Annotated in this window: 10 protein-coding genes; 4 read left to right on the top strand and 6 right to left on the bottom strand. The window is 70.7% G+C overall.

Annotated elements, in window-relative coordinates; translation table 11 throughout:
- Nucleotides 1-5 precede the first annotated feature (5 nt).
- The 3 genes from PV963_RS23995 to PV963_RS23985 all read right to left on the bottom strand — a co-directional run bounded on the left by PV963_RS23995 (nucleotide 6) and on the right by PV963_RS23985 (nucleotide 3,035).
- Nucleotides 6-779, bottom strand: coding sequence for a crotonase/enoyl-CoA hydratase family protein (locus tag PV963_RS23995; RefSeq protein ID WP_274817814.1), 774 nt, complete (start codon nucleotides 777-779; stop codon nucleotides 6-8).
- A 19-nt stretch (nucleotides 780-798) separates the two neighbouring features.
- A complete protein-coding gene (locus PV963_RS23990; protein ID WP_274817813.1) occupies nucleotides 799-1,968 on the bottom strand; it encodes a CaiB/BaiF CoA transferase family protein in 1,170 nt (389 codons plus the stop codon).
- A gap of 155 nt (nucleotides 1,969-2,123) precedes the next feature.
- A complete protein-coding gene (locus PV963_RS23985) occupies nucleotides 2,124-3,035 on the bottom strand; it encodes a LysR family transcriptional regulator (protein WP_274817812.1) in 912 nt (303 codons plus the stop codon).
- Nucleotides 3,036-3,145: 110 nt separating this feature from the next.
- On the opposite strand from PV963_RS23985, the gene PV963_RS23980 reads away from it, so the two are divergent.
- Nucleotides 3,146-3,835 (top strand): 2-phosphosulfolactate phosphatase, encoded by a 690-nt coding sequence (locus PV963_RS23980; RefSeq protein WP_274817811.1) that lies wholly within the window; start codon nucleotides 3,146-3,148, stop codon nucleotides 3,833-3,835.
- A 250-nt stretch (nucleotides 3,836-4,085) separates the two neighbouring features.
- Here PV963_RS23980 and PV963_RS23970 read toward each other — a convergent pair whose 3' ends face one another.
- Both PV963_RS23970 and PV963_RS23965 read right to left on the bottom strand, forming a co-directional pair.
- Nucleotides 4,086-5,924: a thiamine pyrophosphate-binding protein gene (locus PV963_RS23970; RefSeq protein ID WP_274817810.1), complete on the bottom strand. Its 1,839-nt coding sequence runs from the start codon at nucleotides 5,922-5,924 to the stop codon at nucleotides 4,086-4,088.
- Nucleotides 5,921-7,975, bottom strand: a complete 2,055-nt coding sequence (locus tag PV963_RS23965) for a flavin monoamine oxidase family protein (RefSeq protein WP_274817809.1) — start codon at nucleotides 7,973-7,975, stop codon at nucleotides 5,921-5,923. Before PV963_RS23965 ends, PV963_RS23970 begins: the two co-directional genes overlap by 4 nt.
- A gap of 529 nt (nucleotides 7,976-8,504) precedes the next feature.
- Here PV963_RS23965 and PV963_RS23960 point away from each other — a divergent pair.
- Nucleotides 8,505-9,059: a DUF4232 domain-containing protein gene (locus PV963_RS23960; RefSeq protein WP_274817808.1), complete on the top strand. Its 555-nt coding sequence runs from the start codon at nucleotides 8,505-8,507 to the stop codon at nucleotides 9,057-9,059.
- 247 nt (nucleotides 9,060-9,306) lie between these two features.
- On the opposite strand, the gene PV963_RS23955 is transcribed toward PV963_RS23960, so the two are convergent.
- On the bottom strand, nucleotides 9,307-10,512 hold the full coding sequence (locus PV963_RS23955) for an MFS transporter (RefSeq protein WP_274817807.1): 1,206 nt from the start codon (nucleotides 10,510-10,512) through the stop codon (nucleotides 9,307-9,309).
- A gap of 97 nt (nucleotides 10,513-10,609) precedes the next feature.
- On the opposite strand from PV963_RS23955, the gene PV963_RS23950 reads away from it, so the two are divergent.
- Together PV963_RS23950 and PV963_RS23945 are read left to right on the top strand one after the other, a co-directional pair.
- Nucleotides 10,610-10,990: an ArsR/SmtB family transcription factor gene (locus PV963_RS23950; RefSeq protein WP_274817806.1), complete on the top strand. Its 381-nt coding sequence runs from the start codon at nucleotides 10,610-10,612 to the stop codon at nucleotides 10,988-10,990.
- A gap of 132 nt (nucleotides 10,991-11,122) precedes the next feature.
- Complete coding sequence (locus tag PV963_RS23945) at nucleotides 11,123-12,037, top strand: hypothetical protein (protein WP_274817805.1); 915 nt, start codon at nucleotides 11,123-11,125, stop codon at nucleotides 12,035-12,037.
- The last annotated feature ends 5 nt before the right edge of the window (nucleotides 12,038-12,042 follow it).

The following is a 12,042-nucleotide window of genomic DNA, read 5'->3' as shown; positions in this document are numbered from 1 at the left end:
GCGCCTCACCGTCCCGTCCACCGCGCGGGGCGGCGCTCGGCGAAGGCGGTCATGCCCTCGCGTACGTCGGCGGAGGCCATCAGGGTCTTCATCTCCCCGCGCTGGAAGGCGAAGGCGTCGGCGTCGGGCGCACCGTCGGCGGCGCGGACGACGCGCTTGACGGCCGCCAGCGCCAGCGGGGCGTTCTCCGCGAGCCGTTCGGCGAGGCGGAGCGCCTCGGTGACGGCCTGGCCGGTGGCGGTGACCCGGCCCGCCAGGCCCAGTTCGCCGGCGCGGCGGCCGTCGACGGGCTCGCCGGTCAGCAGCAGTTCCATGGCCAGGTGGTGCGGGACGCGCTTGGGCAGCCGGATCACGCCGCCGCCCGCTGCGATCAGCCCGCGCTTGACCTCGGGCAGCCCGAACCGGGCGTCCTCGGCCGCGACGATCAGGTCGCAGGCCAGGGCCAGTTCGAATCCGCCGCCCATGGCATGGCCCTCCACGGCGGCGATCAGGGGCTTGACCGGTTCGGCCTCGGTCAGGCCGCCGAAGCCGCGGCCTTCGACCTCGGGCGACTCGCCGCGCAGCGCGGCCTTGAGGTCCATGCCGGCGCTGAACGTGCCGCCCTCGCCGGTCAGGACGCCGACCCGCAGCTCGGGATCGGCCTCCAGTTCGTCCAGGGCGGCGGCCAGGCCGGCGGCGACCGCGGCGTTCACGGCGTTGCGGGCCTCGGGGCGGTCGAGGGTGATCAGCAGGGTGGAGCCGATCCGTTCCGTGCGTACGGGAGTTGTGGGAGTGCTCATGGCTGTCCTCCTGTGACGGTCAGCGGGCGGCGGCGTCGAGCTCGGCGAGGACGTCCTCGGTGTCCTGGCCGGCGACCGGCGCCAGACGGCGGATCGAGCCGGGCGTCGCGGAGAAGCGCAGCGGGATGCCGATGGTGCGGACGGTGCCCTCGGTCGGGTGCTCGACGGTGTCGAGCAGGTGGCCGCCCTGGACGTAGGGGTCCTCGTGGGCGCGGTCCAGTTCCAGCACCGGGGCCATCGGGATGCTGTGCTTGGCGCACACCTCCGCCCACTCCTCGGTGGTCAGCGCCGGGGCGCAGGCCTCCAGGAGCGCGGCCAGGTCCTCGTGGTCGGCGCTGTCGATGGCGTCCCCGTTCACACGCGGGTCCTCGGCGAGGTCCGGGCGTCCGGCGGCGGTGAAGAAGTCCCGGTAGTTGCGCGGGTTGTAGGGGATGACGCAGGCCAGGCCGTCCTTGGTGCGCACCGCCTTGTGGCCCTTCAGCATCGACAGCGGGAAGCCGGTGGAGCCGGTCTCGGGCACGTGGGTGTGTCCCGCCAGGTGCTCGACGAGGTTGAAGGCGATCAGGGTGTCCGTCATCGGGATCTCGACGAGCTGGCCCTGCCCGGTCCTGTTCCGGTGCAGCAGGGCGGCGAGCACGCTGTAGGCGATGGTCAGGGAGGAGACCTTGTCGCCGATGATGGTCGGCAGGTAGACGGGCTCGCCCAGCGCGCGGTCGGCGATGTCGACCAGGCCGGACGCGGCCTGCACGGTCTCGTCGTAGGCGGCGTTGCCCGCCCGGTCCGAGTCGCTGCGGAAGCCCTGGGCGTGCGCGTAGACGAGGCCCGGGTTACGGGCAGCGATGTCGTCGTGGGACAGGCCGAGGCGGTGCAGTGCGCCCGGCCGCATGTTGGTGATGAGCACGTCCGCGGTGTCGATCAGCTTGAGCGCCCGCTCCCGGTCCGTCTCCTCCTTGAGGTTGAGGGCCACGCTGCGCTTGTTGCGGTTGACGTTGAGGTTCAGCGGGGTCATGCCCGGCGTGGTGCGGTAGTGGCCCACGCGCACGGTGTCGGCGGGCGACTCGATCTTGATCACGTCGGCGCCCAGGTCGCCGAGGATCTGTGCCGCGTAGGGGCCCATCACCACGGTCGAGAGGTCGATCACGCGGACGCCTTCCAGGGGGCCGGCGACGGTGTCCTCGATGTCGGTCATCGTTTTTCCTTCACTCCTCGCTTCACAATGTACGTGTATCTGGCAACTAAGTTAGCAAGCGTGGTCGGAGAGTGGAATGACCGAATAACGAAAAGCGGCATGACCACAGTGGTCATACCGCCTCTTCAAGGGGTCTTTAAGAGGTTTTCGGAGAATCAGGAGCGGAGCGGCTCGGCGAACACCTCGCGGGCCGCGGTCACGACTTCCTCCAGGTCACCGCCGTGCGCCCGGTCCTTGCGCCACAGCAGACCGGTCTCGAGCCGGGGATGGAAATCCGAGAAGGGCAGGACGGTCACATTGTCGAGACGGTAATTCTGCACGGGGCTTCGCGGATCCAGCATGGAAATGGAGAACGCCAGACCACTGGAGACTATCTCGGAAACACCGTCGAAAGTCGCGCTGCCGATTTCGATCCGTTTCCTGATGCCGAGCTCGGCCAGCTGCTGGTCGAGACCGCGGAAATACGCGTTGGTCACGGCCGTGGGCGAGCCCGCGTAGGCTAGTCCGGACAGTTCCGCCAAGGAGATCGACTCCCGCCCCGGGAACCGGTCCCTGGGCACGACCGCGCCGAGCCGCTCCGACATCACCGGCAGCTGCTCCAGGGCCGGGTCGCCGCCGACCGGGAGCCGGGCGAGGGTGAGCGCCAGTCTGCCGTCGCACACCGCGTCGACCAGCCGCTCGGTGCCACCCGGCCAGCGTTTGATCTCGAACCGGTCGCCGACCCGCTCGGCGAGGGCGTCCATCCGCTCCCGCAGGTCCGGATGGATGCCGCTGGGGACGCCGAGCAGCAGGGTGGTCCGCCGCGGCCGGGTCGTCTCGTCCAGCCGCCACTGGATGGAATCGACCTGCTCCAGGACACCGCGGGCGATCGGCAGCAGCGCGCTGCCGGCCGGGGTGAGCCGCACATGATGGGTGTCGCGGTCGAACAGCCGGTGTCCGAGTTCGCTCTCGAGATCCTTGATCCGCCGGCTCAACGGGGATGCCGCCATGTGCAGTTTGCGGGCCGCGGTGGAGAAGTTCAGTTCTTGGGCGACGGCGACGAAATAGCGCAGGTGCAGGAGCTCCACTCGGCTCACCCTAACGGTGCGTAGCCGGAGATGTTGCGTTCCGGGACCGTCGATGTGACGCTCATCACCTTCAGGATGCTTCGGATCGGGCATGCGGAATCATGATCGGAATGGACGCTCGCTTCCTTGGCATACCTGATCTGGCCGAAACCCCGTCCGTGGCGGTCGTGGTCGACGTCATGCGTGCTTTCACCGTGGCTGCCTGGGCCTTTGCCCAGGGGGCGGAGAAGATCGTTCTTGCCGAGTCGCTGGACGAAGCCCTGGGGCTCAAGGCTCGCCACCCGGATTGGGTGGCGATCAAGGACGGTCCGCCCGCGCCCGGGTTCGACACCGTCAACTCCCCGGGCCTGCTGCGGTCTGTCGACCTCGGCGGACGGACCGTTGTGCAGAAGACCACGGCAGGGACGGTCGGCGCCCTCGCGGTCAAGGATGCGCCGCTGGTGCTGTGCGCCGGCTTCGTGGTGGCGGAGGCAACGGCCCAGCTCTTGCGGACGCGCGGGAGTGACAGTGTCACGTTCGTGGTCACGGGCGAGGACGGGCAGGCCGATGAAGATCTGGCGTGTGCTCAGTACATCGCCCGCAGGGCCACCGAGGCCGGGACGGATGCCGCCGAGTTCATCAGCCGCGCCGCCGAGTCGCGCGCCGCCGCGGAACTGGCGGAGGGGGTGCGTCAAGGAGTCCATCCCGATGACATTGCGCTCTGTCTCGAGGTCGACCGGTTCCCCTTCGCCATGGTGGCGACCTTGGAAGGCTCGCTCATGGTCCTGCGTCCACGCGCGACGCCTTCGCCGATTTCCTGACCCCGCCTGTCGAGGGCGAGAGCATCAGCACCCGATCCGGCGACGGACGGCACCGCCGCGCACCCACCGGAGCGATGGGTGCGGGCATCGGACCGTCCAGGCCGGACCGGGCGCTCAGAGGCGTGAGGAATCCCGCCCTCGCGTTCCCGGACCACGGACACGATCCGTGCGCGCCGGATGCGGAGCGAACGCGGGGGGGCCAGGGTGCCAGGGTGCCCAACACCGTTCGGGGCATCCGGCTGAGCGGGACTTACCTGATGTTGGAGGACTTCTTCACCTGGTACGCCATCGCCCGTGGGTAGTCGTGGCGGTGCAGGCGGACGCGGACCAGGAGCGGTCCGGCGTTCAGCGGGTCGGCCGGGTCGGTGAGGCGGTCCAGGAGGTCGTCGAGTTCCGCGGTGTGCGCGACGCTGACGCCGTTCGCCGGGGTGTGCTTGCCGGCGAAGACGGCCGCGAGGCGGTCGTAGTGCCAGGGGTGGAGGACGTTGTAGAAGTCCGGGTCGGCCGCGTCCTGGTCCGCGTAGTACGCCGGATGCACCAGCATCTGCTCGACGCCGTAGAAGTGGCCGTTGTCCATGACGAACACCACCGACCGCAGCCCGTGCCTGGTGTGCGTGGACAGTTCCTGGCAGGTCTCCTGGAAGGCGCCGTCGCCGACGAACACCATCGGGCGGGCGTCGCCGCGCTCGGGGGCGAGCGCGGCGCCGGTGGCCGCGCAGACCGACCAGCCGATGGAGAGCCAGCTGACCTGCGACAGGAACCCGCCTGCCGGCAGGGACAGGTTCATCGAGCCGATGAGGGAGAACGCGGCGTCGGAGACGACCGTCCAGTCCTCTCGCGTCTCGTGGTTCAGGAAGTGGTTGAGCCGGTCGAACACGGCGTCGTAGGTGAGGCGTTCGGCCCGCCGGTGGGGCGAGCGGCTGCTGTGCAGTGAGGCTCGGTGGTGTTCCAGGCCCGCCGGGCGGTCCTCGCGCGAGCCGTGGTGGGCGTAGGCCTCCGCGTAGTAGTCGGCGGCCAGGCCCCCCGAGCCGTAGGCCTTCACCAGCGCGTCCTGGAGTGCGGGCAGCAACTGTGTGAGCTGGACGTCGGGGAAGTAGGAGGTGCCGACGCCGACTCCGCCGTGCGCGGCCATCACCCAGTCGTCGCCGACGCACTGCTCCCCGCCGAGGTTCTTCGACGTGGACCAGGCGCCGAGCCCGATGCGGCAGGTGGCCCAGTCCTTGAATACGGCATGCACGTCCGGGTGGCTGGCGCCGCCGTTGTAGACGCCGTGGAACTGCGGCAGGTCCTCGTCGACGACGGCCTTGGCGCCGACGGTGGTGCAGAACGGCACGCCCGTCGCCTCGACCAGGTCGATGAGCTGCCCGCCCAGGCGGAACCGGTCGATCTCCTCGCCGGCCCAGACGATCGGCCGGGGCCTGCCGTCCGGGCCGGGGTGCTCCTCGACCAGGGTGAGGGCCGCCTGCACGGCCTTGTCCAGCATGGGCTGGTTGCGCGCGCTGAACGGCCGCTCCCGGGGGACGATCGGTGCCTCCGGCTCGGGGCAGGGCTCGTCCCAGAGGTCCTCCATGACCTCCAGGTAGACCGGCCGGCGCTCGGACAGGCACGCGGTGAGCGCGGCGTCGATCTGGCCGGGGGCGAGACCCGGGTTGGAGATGACCTGCGCGTCCACGGTGACCTGCCGGTAGACGTCCAGGTTGCTCTCCGGGCGGGGGCTCATGTGCGAGGTGAGCAGGCCGACCGCCCGGTAGTTCTGCCACTGCTCGTAGGGCGGGGAGGCGTTGACGGCGACGAGCGGGACCTGTTCGACGTAGGCGCCGCCGCACGCGTTGAGCAGGTTGAAGGCGCCGACGCTGTAGGTGACGGCGGCCGCGCCGATGCCGTGGATGCGGGCGTAGGCGTCGGCGGCCTGGCCCGCGCCGCCCTCGGTGGGGGTGCCGACCCACTCGATGTCGCCCTCGGCCCGCAGGGTGGTCAGGAACGGGCCGAGGTGGTTGCCGGGGACACCGAAGAGGTGGGTGATGCCCAACTCGGCCAGGCGCAGGGCGAGATAGCGGGCGACTGTGCATTCGGGGATGATCGCGGTCATGAGCGGTCCCCCTCCCGGTCCGCGCCCGGGGTGGTGACCGGCGGGGCCTGGTGGACGGCGAGGGCCGCACGCACGGCGCTCTCCAGGGCGCCCTCGATCCAGGCGTGCTTGAGGGAGGTGTGCTCCCCGGCGAAGTGCACGGGGCCTTCGGGCCGGGAGACGTCCAGGTGGAAGCTGGTCATCTGGTGCGCGGTGTAGATGGCGGCCTCGCCGAAGGCGTACGGGTCGCGGGCCCAGCTCTTGGTGGCGCCGCGTCCGGTGAAGAACACCTCGATGCGGGGGCCGTGCAGGGCCTGGAGGTTGCGCAGGGCGTAGACGTAGCGTTCCGCGTCGCGCATGGAGTCCCAGCGGGCGGCGTCGTCGGACCAGCAGTACGAGGCGAGCACGACGCCGCCGGTGCTGCCCTCGACCCGGTGCGAGGGGTAGTACATGAACCTGTTGGGGTTGTCGGTGGCCGAGCCGCCTCCGAAGCAGTGGGTGGCGGGGCGGAGCGCGGGACCGCGCAGCGGCATGGTGCTGTTGAGCTGCCGCATCTCCTCGGTGACGCTGCTGTCCTTGACCGCGGCACCGAGCAGGCCGCTGCCCGTCGGGGCAGCCCCCGCCTCGGCGAGCGAGAGGGCCTCGCCGGTGCCCTGCTCGCCGCCCAGCTGGTAGTACTCGTACAGGCCGGGTGCGATGCGGTCGAGCTCCTCGCGCCAGTCGTCCTCGGTGAACTCCCACCACCGGTGGCTGAACTCCAGCAGCACCTTGGTGGCCTGGTCGTAGTGGGTCTCGATGATCGCGCGGCGCTTCTTGTACGACATCGACGGGACGATCTCCACGAAGCGCAGGGCGGAGAACGGGATGGTGACGATCGCCAGATCGGCCGTCCACAGGCGCGGCGGGGCCTGTGGATCGTTCTCGGCGACGGTCTGCACGGCCACGCCCCACCCGTCGGGTCCGACCGCGCCGGTGCCCTCGGGGTCGGTGTCGCGGCTGGGGTCGTGGAACTCCAGGCGGATCATGCGGTGGCCGAGCCGCACCTCGTCGCGCAGGCCCTGGTGGAGGGCGTGCGGCAGGCGCCAGCTGCCGCCGGGTATCTCCCAGTAGCGGACGCCCGGGTTGATGTCGCTGCGGCTCAGGAAGCTGTGGAAGAACGAGAGATGCAGCCGCGAGGACATGTTCTCCAGCGTGCCGACGGCCTCGATCGCCTCGTCGCTGAGTCCGGCGTGGTCGCGCAGGAAGCCGCCCATCGAGTAGCCGTCGAAGTCGCGGATCACCCGCGCCCAGCCCTCGACCCACTCCTCGAGGGGCTTGTTGACGCGCTTGCCGTCGACGACGTCGGAGTAGTAGTCGCGCACGCTCTCCAGCGCGTCGTCGACCATCTTCACGACGGGGGCGCGGACCTCGTCGCCGGTGAGGTGGAAGCCCTCGTTGATCCGCTCGGGGCCGGCGGCGTAGTCGGCCCGCCGCACCTGGGTGCGGTTGGCGCGGATCCAGGAGTTGCCCCGCTTGTCGGGTTCGCGGAAGTCGGGGCTGTCGTCGCCGTAGCTCCAGGTCCGGCCGGTGAACGAGGTGTACGTCACCGGGGGCACGGGGACGTCGGGGCCGCTGCCGGTGCCGGGGGCCACGTCCACGTTGTAGAACTGGCGGCGGCCGAGCCCGAGTTTGTCGACCAGGGCGAGGACCAGCGGGTGGAAGTCGGGCAGCCGCATGGCACCGGCCTCGGCGTACTGGGCCGGGTCGTCGAACGGCTGGTCGTGTTTGGTGGCCCGGAAGGTCTTGATGCGCCCGCCGACCCGGCTGGCGTTGGCCTCCAGGACGGTGACGTCGTGTCCGGCGTCCTTGAGCAGCCGGCCGGCGACGAGGCCGGTGATGCCGGCGCCGATGACGAGGATCTTCTTGCGCGGGTGGTGGGTGGGGCCGAGGCGGCCCGTGTCTATCAGCGTGTGCAGATAGTGGAGTTTGAGGTCGGTGCCGTCCGGCCCGACGAGGAGGAGTTCGCGGGCGAGCCTGAGGCAGGTCTGCCAGCGGGCACGGGTGGCGGAGTCGTCCCGAGGTAAGTCGGTCATAGCTTTCGATCGTAGATATGCCGGAACGATTTCGCGGTTTCACCGCGAACAAAGTCCTGAAAGCAGCGATCGCACCGCTTGGCGCAATTTGAGCTTGCCCGCACCCCCTTTCGAATACGGAAGATCCGGCAGGGGCGGAAGGGGATACGGATCACACCGGACAGGAAATTTACTTACGGAATACGAGAATTCGGAAATCCCGGGACCGGCGGCGCCCGCAGCGCATCTCCTCAGCCGCCCCCACCAGTCCTCCATCCCGTTCGGCATCCCACGGGCGGGACGTTCCCCCTGGCCAGAGCCAGTGCTGCCATCCCAGCGTTCCAAAAGGGCCGACCGGAATGGCGGGTGGGACGGAAGGTGGCGCAAGGTTGGGTCATCGAAGCACGCCGCCCCCTTCGAGGGTGGTGACGCCGATCCAACTTCCCGTCTCGGCCGCACATCTGTACGGCCGGTATCCATGAACCGGGAGATTCCGTTCCGGAAATTCGGAACCCAGGAAACCCGAAACTCAGAGAAAGCAGTTCAACGCATGCGTATCGCACAGCGCTTCACCACCCGCGTGGCCGCCTCCTCCCTGGTCGCTGCCGCCGCTTTCGCTCTCGTCGGTGTCCAGGCCGCGGGCCAGACGGCCTCCGCCGCCACCCCGCAGAAGGCCGCCGCGACCGTCGACTGCACCGCGGCGAACACCAAGCTGACCGTCGACAAGGTCTCCCGGCCCATCAACACCCTGCTGCTCACGGCCACCAACACCGGCACCAAGCCCTGCAACCTCTACGGCGCGCCCTACCTGGCCGCCGGCGCCGGCGCCCAGGCTCCCGTCCCGTGGCTGGACTCCGGCAAGCCTCAGGCCGTGGTGACCCTGGCTCCCGGCGAGTCCGGGTACGCCGGCATCGGGACCTCCAGCCCCGACGGCTACGGGGGCCACGTCGCCGCGACCCTTGGTGTGGACTTCTCGAACAAGGACCTGAACGGCTCGCTCGGCAAGGGCGCGACGCTGCCGCTGCCCAACGGCGGCGTGTACTTCAACAGCGCCAATTTCGTCACGTACTGGCAGAGCGACGTGTACGACGCGCTGTTCGGCTGAGCCGTCCGGCGTCCCATGGCACCGCCGGTGGTCGCGGTGCCATGGGACGCGGAACACGTGACGAGGTGTGAGGCGCCGTAATGCCGGTCGCACAGGTCCTTGCTGGAGGCCGTCGTCCGGGCCTGGCGCCACGCCGGGGCGCTGGAGCTGCACGGGCTGCTCGAACAGGCCAGGGACCGGTCCTGCCGACGCCTGGTCTCAGCACCGCCGCGCGAAGGTACGTGGGGCAGGCGCGGATGCCTGACAGTCACGCGGGTTCGGGCACCCTGCGGTGGCCCGCGACGACGACCAGTGCCCCGACGACCGCCAGGCCCGCCAGGACGCTGCCGAAGACGGTCGCCCCGGCGGGCAAGCCCACCGCGTCCATGAGGTAGCCAGTGGACACCGGCAGGAGACCGGCCGGGAGGTAACCGCCCACGTTCAGCGCGGCGTTGGCCTCGGCGAAGCGCTGCGGCGGGACGGTGGAGTTGAGCAGGGACAGGCCGCCGAGCTGGCCCATGCCCTGGCCGGCCCCGGCGAGCAGGGCGGAGGCGGCGAGCAGGTCGACCGAGGAGCCGCGCACGGCGGCGATCAGCGCGGCCATGCCGAGGGTGGTGCTGATCGCGCCGGCGGTCAGGATGGTGTGCCGGGGCAGCTTCCGCACGGCGAACTGGACGCCGGTCGCGGCGAGGAACATCGCGAACGCCATCGCCCCGGAGACGATCCGGCTGGTGGTGCCGAGCAGTTCGGTCAGCAGGGTGGGGCCGAGCGACAGCACGAAGGACGTGGCGGTGATGCCGGGCGCGAACACCGCGATGCCCAGGGCCAGAGGGACGCCGTTGCCGCGCGGCACGCCGGGCACGCGCACCCAGGCGCCCTCACCGGGCGCGGTGGGACGGCGTACGGGCATGCGCAGCACGGCGAGGACGGCCGTGGCCAGCAGCACCGCCTCGAGGGCGAAGACGGTCACGGTGGGCGCGGGCAGCGTCTCGGACAGCAGGCCGGCGAGCAGCGGACCGAGGCCGGCCCCGAAGACCATCGCGCAGGACGCGAGCAGCGCGGCCAGTCGCCTGCGCTCCGGGCCCGCCACGTCCGTCACGGCGGCCATGCCCGCGGAGACGACGGCGCCGACGGCGATCCCGGTGAACAGCCGGGCGACGATCAGCGCGGTGACCGTCGTGGCCGTCGCGAAGATCGCACAGGCGGTGAGCGCCAGGGCGAGGGCGGGCAGCAGCACGGGCTTGCGTCCCAGCCGGTCCGAGACCACGCCCGAGACGAGCAGCGAGCCGAGCAGCCCGACGATGTAGAAGGCGAAGACGACGGTCAGGGTGCCCTTGGAGAACCCGATGTCGCGCTGCCACAGCACGTACAGCGGGGTCGCCGCGTTGGACAGCACGAAGACGGCGGTGACCGGCCACGCCGCCAGCCACACCCATCGGGTGGGGGTACGGGGTGCGGCCTGACTTTCCGGCATGGTTGGTCCCTCCGACGAGCTCAGTACGAGTTTTTTCGAACCTAGCATGCAGTACGATGAAACTCGTACAAGCGATTCGGATGACAGGGAGCTGCCCATGCCCGCGACGGCTCACGACGTGCCGGTCATCAAGGTGGTGCCGGAGCCGGAGAACCTGCCGGAACCGCTGCCCGAGCCGGCGGTCGAGGAGCTGCGCCTGGAGACGGTGCTGGGCGCGCTGAGCGACCCGCTGCGCCTGACGATCGTGCGCAAGCTCCTCCTTGAGTCGGAGGCGTTCGACCACACCTGCGGCTGGTTCGGCCTCGACCGCCCCAAGTCCTCCCTCACCCACCACTTCAAGGCCCTGCGCGAGGCCGGCATCACCCGTCAGCGCCAGTACGGCCTGGAACGCCGCAGCCACGTCCGCGTCGCCGATCTCGACGCCCGTTTCCCCGGCCTGTTGGATCTGGTGGCGGCGTGGACCCCGGACACGCCCTGAGCCGACGCGAGAACCGCCACCGACGACCGCCCGGACGCGTTGTTCAGCCCGCGGGCCGGGTGGCCGAACAATCCGTGCCGCGACTGGACTGGGCTCGCCGGGAAGGGCCGCAGCATGGAGAGGGGTCGTCGGATGGGCAGGAGCAGGGGCATCACGGTCGTGGTCGCCGGGCTGGTGCTGGCCGTCGGGGGTTGCGGGGACGGCGGGACGGACGAGAAGGCCGCCAAGCCGTCGGGCGAGCCGAAGCCGACCCGGTCGCCGTCATCGTCGCCGTCGCCGTCGGCCGACCTCGTGGAGTGGGTCGGCGACATGTGCGAGTCGACGGTCGCGCTCGAGAACCTGCGGAAGGAGAGCGCCGCGGATCTGAAGGAGATCCGGAACTCGGACGACAAAACCGGGATGCTCGCCCACGCCCGCGCCCTCAGTTACCTCTCCACGACACCGGCGGACGTGGAGACCGTGGCCGGCGACCTGGAGGCCCTCGGTCCGTCGGGCGTTCCCGCGGCCGACCGGCTGCGCGACGCCCTGCGGAAGAAGGTGAGGAGTGTCGCGAACGAGCTCGAGGCCCGGTCACCGGCGGTGGGCCTCGAGTACGCCGAGAGCACTGTCGCGGACGCCGACAAGCGGGTCCAGTCCCTCACACCGCCCGAGCCGGACCTGCCCGCGCTGACCAAGAAGGTTCCGCGGCTCGCGGCGGCGTACGAGCAGGCCGGGAGGTGCGCGCCGGGCTGGAAGCCCGACGGGTCGTCCGGGGAGGGGGACCCGGCCGCGCCCGACCGACCGCTGCCGAAGGCGGCGGACGGCAAGAACTACGCGGCCTGCTCGGACGGTGCGTGCGAGGTCCTGGTGACCTCCACGGCGGACATCACGGCGAAGGGCACCAAGGTGCACGTCATCGTGGCGGACGACTCCATCACCTTCCAGTCGGGGGGCGGCGTGATGCAGTTCGGCGGCGCGGGCGGTGTGGCCGGGTTCGGCAACGGCCTGAAGGCGACCGTCGTCGCCCACGACAAGGACGGTGCCGTGCTGGAGTTCTCCCGCTCGTAGGCAGC

Source organism: Streptomyces coeruleorubidus, from assembly GCF_028885415.1.
Taxonomy (GTDB): Bacteria; Actinomycetota; Actinomycetes; order Streptomycetales; family Streptomycetaceae; genus Streptomyces; species Streptomyces coeruleorubidus_A.
The sequence above is the reverse complement of the archived record's forward strand: the minus strand, read 5'-3'. Positions and strand labels throughout refer to the sequence as shown.